At 43.7% G+C, this 18,905-nt stretch carries 13 protein-coding genes; 12 read left to right on the top strand and 1 reads right to left on the bottom strand.

Annotation, left to right across the window (positions count from 1 at the left end; all coding sequences use genetic code 11):
* The first annotated feature begins 177 nt into the window (after positions 1 to 177).
* The 5 genes from gspD to B2575_RS00285 all read left to right on the top strand — a co-directional run bounded on the left by gspD (position 178) and on the right by B2575_RS00285 (position 6,874).
* Positions 178 to 2,424 (top strand): type II secretion system secretin GspD, encoded by a 2,247-nt coding sequence (gene gspD, locus B2575_RS00305; RefSeq protein ID WP_296239642.1) that lies wholly within the window; start codon positions 178 to 180, stop codon positions 2,422 to 2,424.
* Between the two features lie 237 nt (positions 2,425 to 2,661).
* Complete coding sequence (locus B2575_RS00300) at positions 2,662 to 2,850, top strand: hypothetical protein (protein ID WP_296239640.1); 189 nt, start codon at positions 2,662 to 2,664, stop codon at positions 2,848 to 2,850.
* A gap of 187 nt (positions 2,851 to 3,037) precedes the next feature.
* Positions 3,038 to 4,018 (top strand): TatD family hydrolase, encoded by a 981-nt coding sequence (locus B2575_RS00295; protein WP_296239638.1) that lies wholly within the window; start codon positions 3,038 to 3,040, stop codon positions 4,016 to 4,018.
* A 165-nt stretch (positions 4,019 to 4,183) separates the two neighbouring features.
* The gene (locus B2575_RS00290) at positions 4,184 to 5,035 is read left to right on the top strand and encodes a tRNA threonylcarbamoyladenosine dehydratase (RefSeq protein ID WP_296239636.1); all 852 of its coding nucleotides are present in this window, start codon (positions 4,184 to 4,186) and stop codon (positions 5,033 to 5,035) included.
* Between the two features lie 21 nt (positions 5,036 to 5,056).
* Positions 5,057 to 6,874: a GAF domain-containing hybrid sensor histidine kinase/response regulator gene (locus B2575_RS00285; RefSeq protein WP_270894429.1), complete on the top strand. Its 1,818-nt coding sequence runs from the start codon at positions 5,057 to 5,059 to the stop codon at positions 6,872 to 6,874.
* A gap of 306 nt (positions 6,875 to 7,180) precedes the next feature.
* Here the strand turns inward: B2575_RS00285 and efp are convergent, their stop codons facing one another.
* Positions 7,181 to 7,756, bottom strand: coding sequence for an elongation factor P (gene efp, locus B2575_RS00280; protein ID WP_045444336.1), 576 nt, complete (start codon positions 7,754 to 7,756; stop codon positions 7,181 to 7,183).
* 167 nt (positions 7,757 to 7,923) lie between these two features.
* Here efp and epmB point away from each other — a divergent pair, with 167 nt between their 5' ends.
* The 7 genes from epmB (at position 7,924) to B2575_RS00245 (ending at position 18,824) form a co-directional block, all read left to right on the top strand.
* Positions 7,924 to 8,931: an EF-P beta-lysylation protein EpmB gene (gene epmB, locus B2575_RS00275; protein WP_201561022.1), complete on the top strand. Its 1,008-nt coding sequence runs from the start codon at positions 7,924 to 7,926 to the stop codon at positions 8,929 to 8,931.
* A gap of 220 nt (positions 8,932 to 9,151) precedes the next feature.
* Complete coding sequence (locus B2575_RS00270) at positions 9,152 to 10,927, top strand: hypothetical protein (protein WP_296239629.1); 1,776 nt, start codon at positions 9,152 to 9,154, stop codon at positions 10,925 to 10,927.
* Between the two features lie 325 nt (positions 10,928 to 11,252).
* Positions 11,253 to 13,340: an EAL domain-containing protein gene (locus B2575_RS00265; RefSeq protein ID WP_296239627.1), complete on the top strand. Its 2,088-nt coding sequence runs from the start codon at positions 11,253 to 11,255 to the stop codon at positions 13,338 to 13,340.
* A 290-nt stretch (positions 13,341 to 13,630) separates the two neighbouring features.
* Entirely contained in the window at positions 13,631 to 14,095 is a 465-nt protein-coding gene (locus B2575_RS00260; protein WP_193836992.1) for a c-type cytochrome, read from the top strand.
* A 218-nt stretch (positions 14,096 to 14,313) separates the two neighbouring features.
* A complete protein-coding gene (locus tag B2575_RS00255) occupies positions 14,314 to 15,342 on the top strand; it encodes an AAA family ATPase (protein ID WP_296239648.1) in 1,029 nt (342 codons plus the stop codon).
* A 147-nt stretch (positions 15,343 to 15,489) separates the two neighbouring features.
* Positions 15,490 to 16,539: a DUF58 domain-containing protein gene (locus B2575_RS00250; protein ID WP_296239624.1), complete on the top strand. Its 1,050-nt coding sequence runs from the start codon at positions 15,490 to 15,492 to the stop codon at positions 16,537 to 16,539.
* Entirely contained in the window at positions 16,536 to 18,824 is a 2,289-nt protein-coding gene (locus B2575_RS00245) for a DUF3488 and transglutaminase-like domain-containing protein (protein ID WP_296239623.1), read from the top strand. Before B2575_RS00250 ends, B2575_RS00245 begins: the two co-directional genes overlap by 4 nt.
* Positions 18,825 to 18,905: the final 81 nt, after the last annotated feature.

The following is an 18,905-nucleotide window of genomic DNA, read 5'->3' as shown; positions in this document are numbered from 1 at the left end:
AGTTTTAAGCAAATAAGTTTTAAGTAAATAAGTTTTAAGTAAATAAGTATTTAGATAGTGCCACTTAAATAATGCCATTGTGGGCAGAACGTTAAGTGAGCAAAGCAATCATTGAGCACCTTAGCACACAATAAATCCAGTACATACTAAGCGACATCATTGTAGGTAATCATCAATATGGTAAGTTTTCATAATTTTTCAGTCACGCCTCTGTACCATGTTTTGCAGCGCCTGATGCGCCTGTGTCGTCCTCTTTGCCTAGCCGTACCATTATGGGCTGCCAGTACGGGTCTTGCGAGTGCTGAGAGCTGGAAAGTCAACTTACAAGATGCCGATATCAAAGCCTTTATTAATGAGGTGGCAACCATCACTGACCAAAACTTTGTCCTTGATCCGCGTATCAATGGCAATGTGACGGTAATTTCTAACAAAGCCTTGTCGCGTGACGAAATATATCAGCTGTTTTTGAGTGTGATGCAAGTCAACGGTATTGCAGCGATTGACTCGGGAACGACCATCAAATTGGTGCCAGATAATGTCGCCAAACAATCTGGCGTGGCTGTTGATTTACGCAGTGACAGTGTTGGTGAGGCGTTAGCTACTCGTGTTATTTATTTAACCAATACCCAAGCCGCAGAAGTGCTGGGTGTCATCCGTCCGCTTATGCCCCAATCAGCTCATGCCGCTGCCGTGCCTGGTGTCAATGCCTTGGTATTGTCCGATCGTGCCGATAGTCTTAATCAGCTGACGTCGCTTATTCGCGATTTAGATAGCAACGTCAATGACAGTTTGCAAGTGATAGCACTACGTCACGTCGATGCTGAACGTATGATGGAATTGATTAGCGCCTTGGTTGCAAGCGCTGGTAGCGGGCAAGCACAAGGTGGTAATAACCAGCTTAAAGTCATCGCTGACACCTCTAGTGATAGATTGTTGGTGAAAGGCAGTCCGGAGATGATTGCTAAAGTCAAAGAGATGGTCAATCAATTGGACACCACGCCTACAAGGCGTTTGAGTGGTCTGCGCGTCTTTCGATTAAAATACGCCAGTGCAGGTCATATTGCAGATATGCTACGCGGATTGCTCGCCAATCAATCTATTAATAGCGCTGGAGCAACGTCCTCGTTAGAGTCGGCATCATTGAACGATTCCAGTAGCACGGGTGCTACTTTGACTAATGAGTCTAGCACTAACACAACGAACAACGCGACAACCTCAGCGACCTCTAGTGCCAATTCGAGTAGTACTGGTACAGGTGTTGGCGGTCGACCTTTTAGTATTATCGCTGATGAAACCCAAAATGCCGTTATCGTTAATGCAGCACCTGAGCTAATGTTTGAGATTGAAGATGCGGTCAATCAGTTGGACAGTCGCCGCGCGCAAGTATTGATTCAAGCGGCTATTGTAGAAGTGTCAGGTGATGATGCGACCCAGCTTGGTGTGCAATGGGCGCTTGGCAATGCCAATAGCGGCTACGGAGTCGTAAACTTCAATAACGTAGGCGCGAGTGCTACAGCACTTGCTGCCGCGGCGTTGGGTGGCGGTGCCGCCAGTATCAGTGCAGCAGCAGGCTCGATAGCTGGTGCTTTGATTGGTATTGGTGATAGCAGCAAAGACAGTCAGGGAAACACCCAGTTTTATGGGGCTATCTTGCAAGCACTTGATTCTTCTACCAGTGCCAATCTGCTGTCTATGCCATCAATTTTGACATTGGACAACGAAAAAGCCAGTATTTTAGTGGGTCAAAACGTGCCTTTTGTGACAGGCTCTTTTACCACCAGTGGCAACGATTCTAGCAACCCCTTTCAAACCATTGATCGTCAGGATATTGGTATCAACCTAAATGTCATTCCTCATATTGGTGACAATGGCACCGTACGCTTGGAGGTCTCGCAAGAAGTCTCGTCGGTGGTGCCGGGCAGTACGGGTAACGCCAGTGGTTTGATCACCAATAAAAGCCTCATCAATACGACGATTCTGGCTGATGATCAGCAGACCATTGCTCTTGGTGGCTTGATGCGTGAAAACAGCACCACACGCCAACAAAAAGTCCCTGGCTTGGGTAATGTGCCGGTCATTGGTCGACTGTTCCGCTCTGACAATGACACGACGCAAAAAAGCAACTTAATCATATTTTTACAGCCAACCATTTTACGTGATGGCAGGGCAGTCGCCAGTGTCACCGAACGCAAATTTAACCAAATGCGCGTCCTACAATTGGTCATTGATAAAAACGGTACCATTAAACAGCTGCCATTGAGCGGTACGGAAGGTTGGAATGGCGATGTTAGCGCAGATTATGAATTGATGCCGCTCAATCCCCTTGTTCCTAAGCGTGATCAGACACCAAAGTCTCAGTCTCAAGGTTTTACCAAAGTAGACAGTCCTAATAATGGTATGACAACTTACCCTTTAAACCGTTAAGAACTCAAAAAAGCGCTTTATTAATGATAGGTTAATAAAGCGCTTGCCTCCTATTCTTATAGCATGTAGAGACACGGTGTAATAAATAAACTACGCCGTACATTAGCTTGCGTATTCATAACACAGATAAACATAGCAGTTTTTATATCGCAGTATACTAATGAGTAATTGAGTAGTAAGTATGAACACTTGCTGATAAATATAGCAGATAATGATATAAAGGTAGGGGTGGAAGCAATGACACATCATACAAATACTAAAAAGTGGTTTTTATTAGCAGTCGCTGCCACCGCCTTATTAGTGGTTCCTCGGCGTAGCAGTCGACAAGCTGATACCAGAGCGTTAGATGAGCACAATGTATCAGATGAGCACTCAGATGAGCAAAATGCAAAAGCCAATTATGATAATACTAATAGGGCGTGTTGAAGGTCTCTTTACTTATCAAAAGCTCTTTTGTTGATTGGCATTTTTTAACTATAGAAATCATTTTAAATAAAGTCATCATTCTAAAGTGTTCATTGACGTGGTTATTGCTACAAAATGACAAATAATGTCTATTGAATGACAAATCACGGAACGCCTCGCTGGAAACTATTAATTTTGGAGTCTATCAATGACCCCTATCGCTTCACCTAAGATGATCAAACAGCCTTTACCTACTATTTATCCTCTCATTGACACGCATACTCATTTTGATGCCCCAATATTTGATGATGATAGAGAAATACTGACGCAGCAGGCTCACAATCAGGGAGTGCGCCATCTGGTATTAGTGGGTTATCTATATCAGCATTTTGAGCGGATGTATGAGACTGAGCGCCTGTTAAATACGCTGTCATTACCTACGACAGCCAATGTCGATAGACAAAAAGTGTCAGATTTTAGTAGCCATATTGCGGTCGGTTTGCATCCTTTTTATATTAAACAACATACTGACGATCATTTAACCGCTATGGCAAAAAGGATTGCTGATAAACGCCCATTAGCAATCGGCGAGATTGGTTTAGACACCTTTACTGAGGCGATGAAAGCGCCTGACATATTTGCCAAACAAGTACGATTTTTTAAGGCACAATTGGACATGGCGGTGACTCACCAGCTGCCATTGATGCTGCATATTCGTAAAGCACATGCAGAAGCGTTGGCCATACTAAAAGCGCATGACTACGATGCACACAAACTTGGCGGTATCGCGCATAGTTTTAGTGGTGGGACGCAAGAAGCCAAAGCATTTGTTAAGTTGGGATTTAAGCTTGGGGTTACCGGTCAAATCACTAATCCCAATGCTAAGAAACTGCGCCGCGCCATTCAAGCAGCGGTTGATAGCTATGGCATTGAATGTTTGGTGATAGAAACGGATTGCCCTGATATGACGCCTATCATGTGTCAAATATCTGACCCTGATTCATCAGTGCCAACTCAAAAATCAGACAGTGCACGAGCCGTACATAATAGAAATGTACCTGCCAACTTGCCATGGGTGTTGCTAAGCTTGAGTGAGTTGCTCAATGTACCACCCGCCAGTTTTGCTAAGCAATTGTGGCACAACAGTTGCAGTGCTTTGCAAACAAAATGGGATTATCCGCTGTCGTAGTGCCACATATTTTAGTCACTGACGGTTTATTGTATGGCTAGCCATTGATATGATAGTGAATGAGATAGCCGTGAATAAAGAAATTAACGTAATATAAGCGTCACCAAAATAATTTAAAAGAGCATTTAATCTGTTATGAGTGAAATAAAACCATTTGAGCAAATAATGACAGAGTCCATTGGCACCGAAGACGTTACAAAGACAGAAGAGCTGAGCGAAGACAATGTGCAATATGAGCGCCGTTTTCAAGGTACGCGCACTCTTTATGGTACGACAGCTGTCACTACTTTTGCCGATGCGCATGTATACGTTATTGGCGTCGGAGGCGTTGGTTCTTGGGCAGCTGAGGCTTTGGCAAGAACGGCAGTGGGCACTATTACGTTGATCGATTTGGACGTATTGGTTGCGTCCAATGTCAATCGGCAGTTGCCTGCACTAGACAGCACCTTTGGTGAGAGTAAAATTGCAGCGATGGCCACCCGTATTCGTGAAATTAATCCCAAAGTAACGCTAAACTTGATCGATGATTTTTTAACTGTAGAAAACGTCGCCACTTTATTGCCAAGTCGCGATGAAGCAAAAGCCGCTATCGCTCAAGGCAGACCTATGGTCATTTTGGACTGCGTAGATGATATGAATGCCAAGCTTGCCATCGCGCTACATTGTCGTTTTAATAAATTAAAACTGGTGTGTGCAGGCGGCGCAGGTGGCAAGATAGACCCTAGTCAGATTAGGGTGAGTGACTTGCGTGACAGTTACCAAGATCCTTTACTTGCCAAATTACGCAATAAGCTGCGCCACGAAAAAGGCATTAATAGTACACTAAAAGAAAAGTTCGGTATCAAGTGTGTCTACTCTACAGAGCCACCACGTGTAGATAAGAGTTGTCAGACAGGCGGTTTGCAGTGTGGTGGTTACGGCTCAGCAGTAGTGGTCACATCGGTGGTTGCGATGATTATGGTGAGTGAAGCATTACAGTTATTAATAAAACAGGCAGGCATCAAGCCGAGCGTCTGATCTTATTTAATGGAGTCTATCTTGTCTATATTGAACGCACCTAAACACAGCTACCCAGTAGCGGCAGATGAAGTAGAACGCATCAATAAGCTTAGGAAGTATCAGGTGCTCAACGACAATGATGAGCCTGCATTTAAGCGTCTAATTGATCTGGCAAAGCTATTTTTTGATGTACCAGTCGTGACCATCACTTTCATGGACGAAGAAACACAGTATCTAAAATCTGTCCAAGGACTGGGCGGTGTTTGCCGCACGACGCGTGAAGTAGCTATTTGCAATTATACCGTGCTCTCTAACGACGTCTTTGTAGTACCGGACTTAACCAAAGACAGTCGTTTTAGCCACAATCCCCTAGTGACAGAATCGCCATACCTACAGTTTTATGCTGGTGCGCCAATTATCTTGCATGAGGACAATAAAAGCTATCGTTTGGGCTCGCTGTGTGTGATGGATATGAAGCCCAATCATGACTTTGATGAGCAAAAAGCAAAGGTGTTGGCTCAATTTGCGATGATGGCGGCAGATGCCTTGCAGCTACAGGATAAGCAGCGTGATGCCAAACATGCCAATGAGATGAAATCAGACTTTTTGGCCAATATGAGTCATGAAATCCGTACCCCAATGAATGGCATTATTGGTATGGTGGAGATGCTTGGTGAGACCAAACTTAGCAGTGAACAACAAGAATACGTGGACAATATCAAAGTTTCCAATGAGCATTTGATGGCGATCATTAACGGGATTTTAGATTTATCGAAAGTAGAATCTGGGAAAATGACCATTGATTCTATTCCTGTTAACTTATCCGCATTATGTAATGAGGTGGTCAGCCTCTTTGCTGTCAAAGCACGTCAGCGAGGGCTTATTTTAGACTACCATTATACCGAGTCGTTATCGCCCTATGTACAAGGCGATCCGGTACGCCTCAAACAAATTTTAGCAAACCTTGTTAATAATGCGATTAAATTCACTCGTGAGGGCGGGCGAGTCACTATTGATGTCAAACATGTACCCAATTGTCATTGTGATGGTTTTGACAATGACAGCGCTGACCAATATCGCTCTCAAGGTATTTCGGCAAGTGATCTCAGCAAAATAACGGCTCAAGAAGCTATCAGTAATACCATCTATCATGAAGTCATGACCCTATGCATTGAAGTTACAGATACGGGTGTCGGCATCAAAGCTGAGTCATTGGATGCAATATTTGATGCTTATGACCAAGCAAACAAATTCACCCACCGTCTTTATGGTGGCACAGGTCTAGGACTCTCGGTTTGTAAGTCTTTGGTTGATTTGATGGGTGGCTATATCGATGTGGATAGCGAAGTGGGTGTGGGCACTACGTTCAGTGTTTTATTACCGCTACCGACTATCGATGAAAACCAGTATGAGATGTGGCAAGAGTCAAATGACTTTACGATGATTGAGCCGACCCATGAGCGAGCTGGTCATATATTGTTGGTTGAAGACGATACCGTCAATGCTATTATCGCTAAAAAAGCCCTAAATAATAGTGGTCATACGGTCACGCATGTCACTGATGGGCAGCAGGCTATTGAGATTTTTGCGCTCTCACCTGAGCGTTATGATGTTATTTTAATGGACCATCACATGCCTATTCTAGATGGTGTACAGGCCACTATTAAATTGCATGAACTCTATGATCCTCAATCATTACCACCTATTATCGCGTTGACCGCCAATGCAATGGATGGTGAGCGTGAAAAGTATTTAAAAGTTGGGATGCAAGATTACTGTACCAAGCCTTTTAAACAAGAGCAGTTGAATGCATTGGTACAATATTGGCTGATACAGAAACACTCATCAGCAGAGTAGTGTTTTGGTAGATATTTATAGAAGGTTATACGTCATCGCTGTCATCAATAGCGATAGTTCATCCACTATAAAAAATCGCAGCGCTAACCTTGTTTGACATACTTCATATGAATTTTTACTCGGTTGCTTTGGAGTACTTTTTAATCAAATCAACTACAGAGACAATATCAAAGGCAATATTCATAAATAAAAAAAGCTGAACTGCTTTATCAGTGGTTCAGCTTTTTTGTGGAATAACAGCTAGAGGCTAACTGTTAAGTTCTATTATATAAGTCCTATTATGTCGAGCGCTATGACTTTTACATACTATTGGCTAACGCGAGTTTGATAGTCACCTGTGCGAGTATCAACACGTACGACTTCTTCTTGTTGTACAAACAATGGCACACGGACGACAGCACCTGTCTCTAACTTGGCAGGTTTGCCGCCACCACCTGAAGTATCACCACGCACACCAGGATCTGTTTCAGTGATTTGCAACTCAACGAAGTTAGGCGGTGTTACTGAAAGAGGAGTACCGTTGAATAAAGTGATGGTACATAGTGCATTACTGTTTTCTTTTAGCCACTTTATTGAATCGCCCATCGCTGTTTTGTCCGCTTGAATCTGCTCAAAACTTTCAGGGTGCATGAAATGCCAAAACTCACCATCGTTATATAGATAGTTCATTTCAGTATCCATGACATCAGCAGCTTCTAAGCTATCGCCTGACTTAAAGGTTTGTTCCAATACTTTACCACTACGAAGGTTGCGTAATTTAACACGGTTAAAGGCTTGACCTTTACCTGGTTTGACAAACTCGTTTTCAAGAATGGCACAAGGGTTGCCATCGAGCATGACTTTTAGACCAGCTTTAAATTCATTAGTAGAAAAACTTGCCACAAGAAACTCCTAGGGGTTATAAATAGGGTGGTAGATAAGGGAATGAATAGCTTGCTGCGTTAAAATCGCTTATTACGCTAAGTGTTTAAAGGATAGGTCGTATGCTTTGATAGGCTACGCACTAAGCGCGTATAATAGCGACTTTTGGGCACAGGTATTAGGTTGTCATGATAAACCATTTAATCACACAAAAAAACTGGCAAACGCAATTATCCGAGGCCATTACGTCTATCGATGAGCTGTTAAGCATCCTAAGGCTAGAATCATTGCGTGCAGAGGTTTATGTACCTAAGCATTTTGAGCTGCGCGTACCACGTGGATTTGTGGCAAAAATGAGTATCGGCGATAGCAATGATCCTTTACTGAGACAAGTATTGCCTGATCAGCGCGAGCAAATCAAGGTAACGGGCTATGTTGCAGATCCCTTGAGCGAGAATACGCAAAACCCAGTCAAGGGTATGCTGCATAAGTACCAATCCAGAGTATTATTGACCGTGACAGGTGCTTGTGCCATTCATTGTCGTTACTGTTTCCGTCAGCATTTTGACTATAGTGCCAATATGCCGACGGCTGATGCCAAAGAAAATATTATTGATTACATAACTTCGCACCCTGAGATCAATGAGGTGATTTTGAGTGGCGGTGATCCACTGAATGTGACAAATAGACGCCTGTTTGCTTGGCTAGATACTTTAGAGTCACTTCCGCAATTGACCACTATTCGTCTGCATACACGCTTGCCGCTGGTCATACCAGCACGTTTGGATGATGCATTATTGACCAGACTGTCTCAAAGTCGCTGTCATATTGTGATGGTCATCCACTGCAATCATGCCAATGAAATCGATGCCTTAACAGCAGAGCATCTGCAACGTGCTCGAGCGGCTGGCATAACGTTATTGAATCAAGCGGTGCTATTAAAAGGCATCAATGATAGCGTTGCTGTTCAAACACAATTAAGTCAGCGTTTGTTTTCCGCTGGTGTGTTGCCTTATTATTTGCACGTACTGGATAAAGTGGCTGGTGCCGCACATTTCGATAATGATGAACGCTTCGCAATTGAGCTGTATTGGTCATTGTTGGCAGCACTCCCTGGTTACTTGGTACCCAAGCTGGTACGTGAGCTACCAAATAGACCGTTCAAGGTACCGATTGATATTTACAATGATCGTTAATATAGGCATTATGGTATATTGAAAAATTAGTGAACAAAGCGTGGTTTTTAGAAGATGGGAGTGCGGTTAGATGATGCTATAGAACGTAATCGTTACTAAAAATGGGTGCTGTCGATTTTGATGGTTGCTGCTGATTTGTATCTTTTATCTTGTGTTGTTGCATACGGCATGGTTGAATATTTGCCTCCTGCCAAGTTACTCAAGATTACTAGGAATACTGATGATAACTTTATCGACGTTTCAAGAGCACCTATCTTCTACAGAGGCATTGCCCCTAGTTTCTAAGCGATCCGCTAATGGCCAAGAAGGTTATTTGCTAAAATTGTTGGCAGCGTTACCTTCGCAAACGCAAGCACAGCAAGCTGAACAATTAGCAAAAATACTTACGGTACTACGCGTAGCTAATATAGATGATTCGCAACGTCTTACCCTTATGGCGACAGTGATAGACGCCTCAGATCAGTTAATTGCCACTTTGCGACAGTCTTATATTTATGAAACAGGTGCGCTTAGCGACATTCAAATGGGTTATGTGGCTCAAATAAAGTCGCTATATTATTCAATGATTATGGTCTATGACAGAGTGATACGTCATAAAACTTCATTGCTCAATAATCAGCGAAAATATGCTGCAAGTAATGGCTGGCAGCGCTATTTTAATGTTGATAAGTCTTCATCAACGACACTCGCCATTGCTATTTACCAGACGCTGCAGATGTATCAGAAGCTATTGGGCGAAGAAGCACTGTGCTATCAAAAACCCTCATCTTACTTATGGCACAAAATCAATCAGCTGTATTACCTTGCTTATCAGTACCATGCGGCTGAGATTAATATGAGTGTTACGGCAGGCACCCAGCGTGCCAAGACGGTTCATCAGCTGTATTGCCAAATTTGTTTATACAGTCTATTAAATGTACGTGCCATGCGTCGTCCCAATATTCTGCTCGTCCAACGTTTGTTACCTGAATGGGCTAAGCATATCGTTGCGACGATTGAGCCAACCACCGAGACCCGCGTGTTCGTTGATTTACAAAGTGACAATCCGCCAACTTACCTGACGGCCAGTTCTACAATCAACCCATACGATGATCGCTATCACTGTTTATTTATAGAAATTGCCCCGCTGGTTGAGTATCTTAAACGACGCAAACAGGCTTTAGTTAAGGAAGGGGGTGACGGCGTTGAGAGTCACTTGCTTAATAAAATAGCGATGACGCTCAATTACCGCTATTTACAGCCGCCGCTCACCCTAGCGACTAAACATAGTGCGAAAGAAGACGCTGTTTTGATTACAGGTTTTAATAATATTCATTACCGGGTGAGCCATTCACATAGCTTTACCAGTTTAATCGCTATAAAAGAGTTACCAGATGAGCAGCGTCCTCGTTATGATACCGTGAATAAAAAACAAGACAGCAGCCACGTATTAGCCAGTGAAACCTTTGATCATAATGATGATTTATCACTATTTCGCACCCTGCGACTATCACTAACAGTAGATACTTTAAATAAAGACCGCTTTCATGAAGATGTCTTTCATAAAAACAGTGTTCATAAAGACAGTCTTAACATAGTGGCTGATGAGGATACATCTGCGACGACTGCACCGCCAGCATTACATATGATGAGCCTTTTTTTAGTCTGTCGATCTGATACAATCATGCCGCCTGATTGGTCGATGGGCGTGGCGCGCTGGCTTGATTTTGATAGTAAAAACCCGGAGATCGAGTGGCAAGTACTTGGACATCAGCTAGTGGCTTGTGGCTTGCGTTTAGAAGGTAAAGAAACGCGTAGTCGCCATTTTGTGCCAGCATTTATTCTTGGTAGAGATGAGCGGCTACAAACCACTGGTACTCTGATTGTACCGACTTCTTACTTTCAGACCGATGATAGAGTCATTATGCGTATTAATAGCAAACAAACCCCTTTACGTTTGGGACAGAGGTTGCTGATTACGGATGAGTTCAGCCAGTATGAGGTGGTGCAGCTGTAGTTTAATGTCAATAAATACTGGCTTAAAGGCTACTTCATTGAATTTTTTATTCGATAATAGCAGTGAATAAATGTACTGAATAATGATGATAAGTTAGTCTGCAATCAGTCAAGTTATTGTCTATAATGATTGATACAGTTATGTTCGTTTATACGATGTTTTTGCTTCACCAAGATGTCGCCTTGATTCGAAAGACGATGCCAATCTACTAAAAACCGCTAAGCCTATCCCTGATAGTATTCTCCTTGCTGGGTTAATGCTTGGAAAAGGTGTAGGGTATCAAACCAAACATAAAAATAAGATCACAAGATCCAAAAGGCTTCTTATGCGTACTCAGTCCATCTTAAATCTCTTAGTCATTGATGACGATCAGCTCTATGCTGAGCGCCTTGTGCACTTACTAGGTTGCTATTATGACACCATCAATTTAGGGTTTTTGGACGATAAAGAGGAGCTGTTAAAGTCACTTCGACAACCGTGGGATGTCTTGGTGTTTGGCAATGCTTATGATATGAGTTTCACCGATGTGGTGGGCGTCGTTCAAGAGCAAAGTATTGATTTGCCTATGATCTGCCTATTCAATGAAGAGATGGCAGCGTCCTCCAATAACGATGAGGGGCTACCTGATATTATTAGCGGCACGATGGTCAAATCGCTCAAAGTAGACCAAGAGATGGCAGTAGTGATGTCTATCTGTCTACAGCATGATAATTTACGCAGTCGCCGTGAGCTTAGAACGTTGCGCCATGTTCTCTCTGAAGCAGAGCAACGCGCCAATGTATTGATTAAAAACTCTAAAAGTGCGGTCGCCTATATTGATCAGGGTATCCATATTTTTGCCAATGATCCTTATCTTCAGCTTTTTGGTTTTGAGTCAATGAATGATGCCATAGGCGTGCCTGTTGTTGACCTGATTGCAGGCGGTGATAACGTTAAGGGTTTCAAACAGTTCTTACGTCAATTTGATAAAGGTAGCCGCCAAGAAGTCGAGTTCAATTTTGAAAGTAAGCGGATGGATGGCAGTACTTTTGAGGCAAAGCTACAATTGGCAGCAGCGACCTTAGATGGCGAGCCAGTGACGCAGGTTATTATCCAACAAAACCATAATAACAGTGCGGAAGTCGCCAAGCGTTTGGCGGCCGCTGAATGCAAAGACAGTCTGACAGGAATCAACAATCGCCGCGGCTTTGAAGAACAAATGGCAATCGTGTACCAGCAAGCACGTCAAGGTGTACTGACGGCTGGGCTTTTGTATATTCAGCTCGATAATGTCGGTAAAATAAGAAGCAGTCTAGGTTTGCAAGGGGTAGATGCGACCGTCAAGCAAGTCGCCTATGCATTAGATGAGCTGATATCAGACGGGCATGTGAGTCGTTTTAGTGATACCGCCTTTACCATACTGGTCGAGGATAAGAGCACCACAGAGCTTGAAGAACTGGCTAAGCAAATTGGTTCACGTATCAGTGATATGCTCATTGAAGTAGATAAGCGTACGACCAGTACGACTGTCAGTATTGGTATTGTCAAAATCGAAACCAATACAGCAGAGCCAAGTATCGTGCTCGAACGTGCGATGGATGCCATCAATCAGATTATGATAGAGACCTCTAATCATGGCGGCACCTATCATTTGTACGATCCAAGCGAGCATGCCAATAGTGATGATCATGCCCTTGCCGAATCTTTAGTTGATGCCATTGCCAATAGCCGTTTTGAGTTATCTTTCCAGCCAATATATGATATTAACAATGACCGAAGTGACTTTTTTGAAGTATATCTGCGGTTGCCATTGGCGGATGCCGACAATACGATATTGACACCTGATCAATTTATGGCAGTCGCCAAGACGCATAAATTGCTCGAAAAAATAGATCGTTGGGTGCTCATCAATGCCTGTAAAAAGGTTAATGAGGTACGTAAAACACATCCTGAAGCCAGATTGCTAGTGCAATTGACTAGTGCCTCATTGATAGACAAAAAACTGCCTAGTGTTGCCAGTCAGCTTATAAAAGCGGTGGGCGGTGCAGCTGGTGTGCTCACCTTGCAGTTCAACGAAAAAGATGTCTCAGACCATCTCACAGTGGCAAAAACACAATTTGCCGCCCTTAGCCAAGTCAGCTGTCAGATGGGCATCAATAATTTCGGTTCTTCTGCTAAATCCATAGAGATTGTCAGTTTTGTGCAGCCAGATATGGTGCGTTTAGCACGCAGCTATGTGGATGGCATTGACTCAGCAGACAATTTAGAAACTGTCAAATCACTTATTATGCGTACGAATGAAGTCAATGTGGACGTATTGATGCCTTATATTGAAGATGCGGCAACCATGTCCGTTGCTTGGAGCGTGGGCGCGCGCTATTTACAAGGCTATTATTTAGAAGAACCCAGCAGTACGATAAAAGTTGCGACCTAAAGTCATTGAGAGTGCGTTTGATATGCAACTATCAACAGTGCCTATTTATGGAATATTCTACACGGCTTAATCGTTCATAAATTCTTTATCGTCATACATTACAAAAGTTTTACTCAAACTGTCCTATAAGCGTTGTTTATTGGCTCGATATGCCCCAATAAATAACGTTATGTTTTTACAAACAGCTATTTAGACGTGAAGAGGGTTCCACTTTGCATGTGTTTGACCCTTACCTTATTATCTATATTGTTCACCTATAGCTGACACTCCTTAACCAAAGATTGCCGAAAATGCCCATCATTAATAAATATCAAATAAGCAGTATATTTGCTGCTGTTTTATTGCTCAGCGCTTGCGGAGAAAGTACGCCACCGGATCATCGTGCTGCTGTGACATTGCCGCTCTATACGGAAGGTGATGCTGATAACGGCGCGATCATTTATCAAGACGCTTGTGGTCAATGTCATCAGCTGAATGCGGGGCTCAACAAAAAAGGTCCGCAGCTGATGAATATATACGGTGCGCCCGCCGCAGAGCTAGAAGATTACACCTATAGTGACGGGCTAAAAACATCAGGTTGGGTATGGGATGCGCAAACGCTCGACCCTTATATTGCAGATGCAGAAAAAGCCATGCTAGACTCAAAAATGCTATCAAACCCGATGCCCGATGCGCAAGAACGCGCAGATGTCATCGCTTATCTGTCAACGCTTCGTGCCGCCGTGCCGATAATTGAAGATGACTCAAAGCAATAGCCAGTTTATGGTGTGTCCTCAAGCTAAACGAAAGCGACTAAATGGGCTAAAGATGGTTAAATTTTGCCAAATCATGTCAAAAAATTGGTTAATATCTTGATGGTATCTGTGCTATTTTCCTTGTTTGGCTGCCATTTATCTCATTTTTATCACCACTTTCAAAATAAGAACACGCCCTAGAAACACTAATCCCATAAGAAATGAGCCAATAATTGACTATGACCCACGCAGCCATCGATAGATCCATTACAACACTACATCAATCAGCAGCAGAGGTGATTCATAAGCCGACCTTTAGCGCTGCCGATTATCATCACAATCAGCAAAAAATTGCCCAACTTATGGCGCAGTTAAATCATATTGTGTTAGATAAGCCGCAAGTGGTTAAGCTTGCGCTGAGTGGTATTTTGGCAGGTGGACATTTGTTACTGCAAGATCTGCCGGGTATGGGCAAGACGACATTGGCGCAAGGCTTGGCGCAATTATTAGGCTTGAGCTTTAGCCGTGTACAGTTCACCAATGATATGCTGCCAGCAGATATTTTGGGGATGAGCATTTATGATCAAAAGAAACAGCAATTTGAGTTTCGAGCAGGTCCTATTTTTACTCAGCTGCTACTCGCTGATGAGATTAATCGCTCTAGCTCTAAGACGCAAAGCGCGTTACTAGAAGCGATGGAAGAACGACAAGTCACCCAAGATGGGCAAACCTATCCTTTGCCGCAGTCGTTTTTTGTCATTGCAACCCAAAATCCTCTACAGCAAGCAGGTGTCTATCCGCTTCCTGAATCGCAGCTAGATAGATTCTTACTATGCTTGTCGCTTGGTTATCCGTCGCCTACCGCAGAGCGTGAGCTATTAAAAGGTCAGGATCGCCGCGAGCTACTAAAAAATTTAGATGCGCTGCTTGATACCGAGGCGGTCTTATTAGCACAGCAAGGTGTTAAACACGTTTATGTCGCGGATGTGGTCTTGGATTATCTGCAGCGATTGGTCGCAAAGACACGAGCAAGCTCCGAGTATCATGGCTTATCACCGCGCGGAGTATTGTCGCTACAGCGTGCCGCGCAGGCTTATGCGTACGTATCGGGGTATATGGAAGTGACACCTGAGGATATCCAAGCGGTGTTTGCCGCGGTCACAGATCATCGTCTCGGTCAGCGTTTTGTCCCAGCGCATGTGACTGGTGGGCAGGCGACGCAGACAATCGCGCAACGTATATTGGCAGAAGTGGCTGTTATCAATTAAATGGTGGTTATTTAAATAGTTGTTATTTCAATCACTGTTATCTGAGCACTTATTTTTTAGTTGTTTGTTGTTTCATAGCGTATTTGTTTTAAAGCTATCACCAATTATGAATGAGAGTATCAATTTTATGGTAAGGATAGGGTAGTCATGAGCTTTTTGCCAAAAGCCTTAACCGTACCAGCCACTTCAGCATTAAGCCGTTGGTTTGCCTCGCGTGCGCCCAAAAGCGATAGTGCTATCCTCAATTTGCGTAACGTCTATATCTTTTTTAGCCGTGAAGGGACGCTATATGCAGTGTTATTAATCATCACCTTTATCGCTGGCATTAACTATGGCAATAACTTGGTGTTAGGTTTATGTTTTTATTTGGTCAGTGTCTGGCTTATCAGCTTTCATGTAACCTTTGCGCACATTTCAGGTCTGCAAGTACGTTTGCTTGAAGTGACTATGGCAGAAGCGGGCGCGCCTGTTTGGGTGACTTTACAGTTGCGCAGTGAGAGCCGTCAACCGAGACGACAGTTGTTATTTAGCTTTGAGCAGGCTGATGACAAGGCTAATAGCAAGAAAGATAAAAAAGTCCATAAAAAAATCAAACATAGCGCTGATAATAAGCACTCAATACTGGTGACACGACTGCAAGGCGAGCAAGTGATTCGCTTGCCAGTACCGACGCAGAATCGTGGGCAGTTTGAATTACCACGCTTAAAAATAAAAACGGTTTATCCGTTAGGTATCATGAGGGCATGGTCCTATGTTTATTTTGCCCGTACTGCTTGGGTCTATCCAAAACCTGAAGTGTTTGATTGGCAGGCGCAGTATGCCGTTGCCAGTCAGGAGGATTTGCCAACAGGTGGGCAATATCGGCAAGGTCAAGATGATTTTGAGCGGCTAGATAACTACGTTGAAGGCGAGTCGCTGGCACGGGTGTCGTGGGGACATGTAGCACGTGGTCAAGGCATGTTGACCAAGCACTTTGCTGATCCAGTCGGTCATGAGCAAACGTTGGATTATGCGGATATGCCAGCAGCACATCATGAGCAAAAACTGGCACAACTGGCGTATGGGGCGATGAAATTAGGTGAGCTGGGCGTGATATTTCATATGCGCTTACCCAATGACACCCATTCTACTGCACCAATGGGTGAAGGCGACAGTTTTGCACAAGCGTGCTTGCTAAGGTTGGCGAAAGCACAATGACTAATAGGACCAACTCAAAAAAAATCCCTACAAAGGAAGCTGAAAACACATTTATAGGTTTTCCTGAAACAAGTCCCACAAGCTTTGAGCAGTTGGCACTGGGTCAAAACGTCACTGATCGTGTTCTACAGGATAGCGCTGCAAAATGGACTCGTAAGCTATTCGCCTTACCTGCTTATTATTGGGTACTAATTGCTCAAATTACCGTTATTTTACCTCATGCGGCGCATCTGCCGTTTTGGTTGATAGGTTTTGCGGTGGTCAGCATCGCCGCACAGCTACCGTCTATAAAAGCTAAGTTCAAAAAAATAGCGCATTTAAAACGTGTCTATCAAGGCATGCAAATGCTCGGCTTTTTATTGGGGCTGGCAGGTCTATGGCTGACTTACAATACAGCGTTTGGACTGGATATGGGCGTGGCGTTTTTAGTGCTATGTCTCATTAGCAAGCTGTGGGAGGTGTATAAACGGCGTGATGCTTATGTGGTATTAAACCTATCATTGTTTGTACTGGCGGCATTGTTTTTGATGGATCAAGGACTGTTTACGACTTTAGAAGTTGCGATTGGTGCGATTATCGTGTTGCTCGCGTTCATTGCATTAAACGATGATGGCAATGCTCGTGGTGATGGTCGTCTGCGTACTTTGTGTGTGCTGGGTGTTGGTGCGCTACCGTTATTGGTGGTGTTGTTTTTGTTTTTTCCACGTTTACCACCGCTATGGTCCGTTCAGCTCTCAGGTCAGCAAGCAACCACGGGTGTCTCCGACAGTATGTCACCTGGTGATTTTGCTAATTTGGGACAATCAACTGAGCTGGCATTTCGGGTAGAGTTTAAAAATGACCGCCCACCACAGCAGCAGCTCTATTGGCGCGGTTTGGTATTTAGTGACTTTGATGGGGTGACTTGGCGTCCTAGCCCTCAGCAGCGACAGTGGCAATCGGTATCGCAAAGACCCACTTGGATTGAAAACGTGTTTGCTACCGTTCCTGAAGCCGAGCAAGTAGCACCAAACAGCTATCAAATTATCTTAGAACCTACCCAACAAAACTGGTTATTTGGACTTGATTACCCGTTTACCAATCAACCAAATATTAGTACTACCTCAAATTTCACGTTATTAAATAACCAACCTATTACGCAGCAATTGCGCTATAACGTATTACAGTTCTCGTCGATGCGTATCGACCCTATACTCAGTGATAACTCAAGGCGTCGAAATCTAGCATTGCCAAGTGAGGGTAATCCACAAACACGAGCATTGGCTAAGCAGCTTTTTGCGCAGTCAGGCTCTGATCCTGTGCGTTATATGGTGGCTATTGAGCGCTGGATCAATCGAACGGACTTTCGTTATACACTATCGCCGCCACGGTTAAATGATAACCGTATTGATGAGTTTTTGTTTAATACCAAGGCAGGGTTTTGTGAGCATTACGCTTCAAGCTTTACCTTTATGATGCGCGCAGCTGGCGTACCAGCACGAGTCGTGGCAGGCTATCAAGGTGGCGAGCTAAGTCGTGGCGGTGATGTTTGGGAAGTGCGGCAGAAGGATGCGCATGCGTGGACTGAGGTTTGGCTAGAAGGTCAAGGCTGGGTACGTGTTGATCCCACTGCCTTTGTTGCTCCTGAGCGTGTGGAGCAAGGGATGGATGCGCTAACACAGTCTCAAGGCGCAGCAATGTTTGGTGATGGTGCAGGTGCAGGTGCGCAGTTTAACTATCAACAGTATCAAATGCTACAAACCTTACGTCGTTTCTCAGATCAAGCCAGTTATTATTGGCAAAAAGACGTCGTTGGCTATGATAAGGATAAGCAAGCTGGCTCATTGCTTAAATGGTTCAATATCAAATCTATCATGCAGCAAGTTATCTGGTTGGCGGCGAGTGCTATTACGGTCATGGTTATTTTGGTATTTATCATCTGGTATCGACGCCGCAAGCACTGGCATCCAGCAGATTTGCCACTTATGCAGCTGTCACAGCGTATAGCTAAGCAAGATAAATCATTAGCTCGTACCGATAGCGAGGGACAGCTAGCATGGCTTGAGCGCTTAGCCAGTGCTATTGATAGTCGCAATGATACAAATGTCAATGATGAAGCTAAGACAAGTAATGCTAGTACATTAACGGACAGTGATCATCCTGACGTTATTCAAGAAAAAATCACGCAAATCAGACAAGATTATCGTCAGCTACGCTATGGACGTTTAAGTACCGTTGAAATCAATGACAATGGATACCAGAAAGTACTTAAGCAGCTGAAAAAAAATGTACACGATTTATTATAAGTCCATTTAGCCAGCAGTACTTATTAACTAGCAGTACTTGTTAGCGACAGTTATTAGCGATAGTGAGCGGACAAATGATAG

Origin of the sequence: Psychrobacter sp. UBA6739, from assembly GCF_002453835.1 — a bacterium.
Taxonomy (GTDB): domain Bacteria; phylum Pseudomonadota; class Gammaproteobacteria; order Pseudomonadales; family Moraxellaceae; genus Psychrobacter; species Psychrobacter immobilis_A.
This window is presented reverse-complemented; position numbering and strand designations above follow the sequence as displayed.

Excerpts from the sequence above, each read along its gene's own strand:
- gspD (WP_296239642.1), top strand. The coding sequence starts at position 178 with ATGGTAAGTTTTCATAATTTTTCAGTCACGCCTCTGTACCATGTTTTG.
- B2575_RS00300 (WP_296239640.1), top strand. The coding sequence starts at position 2,662 with ATGACACATCATACAAATACTAAAAAGTGGTTTTTATTAGCAGTCGCT.
- B2575_RS00295 (WP_296239638.1), top strand. The coding sequence starts at position 3,038 with ATGACCCCTATCGCTTCACCTAAGATGATCAAACAGCCTTTACCTACT.
- B2575_RS00290 (WP_296239636.1), top strand. The coding sequence starts at position 4,184 with ATGACAGAGTCCATTGGCACCGAAGACGTTACAAAGACAGAAGAGCTG.
- epmB (WP_201561022.1), top strand. The coding sequence starts at position 7,924 with ATGATAAACCATTTAATCACACAAAAAAACTGGCAAACGCAATTATCC.
- B2575_RS00270 (WP_296239629.1), top strand. The coding sequence starts at position 9,152 with ATGATAACTTTATCGACGTTTCAAGAGCACCTATCTTCTACAGAGGCA.
- B2575_RS00265 (WP_296239627.1), top strand. The coding sequence starts at position 11,253 with ATGCGTACTCAGTCCATCTTAAATCTCTTAGTCATTGATGACGATCAG.
- B2575_RS00260 (WP_193836992.1), top strand. The coding sequence starts at position 13,631 with ATGCCCATCATTAATAAATATCAAATAAGCAGTATATTTGCTGCTGTT.
- B2575_RS00255 (WP_296239648.1), top strand. The coding sequence starts at position 14,314 with ATGACCCACGCAGCCATCGATAGATCCATTACAACACTACATCAATCA.
- B2575_RS00250 (WP_296239624.1), top strand. The coding sequence starts at position 15,490 with ATGAGCTTTTTGCCAAAAGCCTTAACCGTACCAGCCACTTCAGCATTA.
- B2575_RS00245 (WP_296239623.1), top strand. The coding sequence starts at position 16,536 with ATGACTAATAGGACCAACTCAAAAAAAATCCCTACAAAGGAAGCTGAA.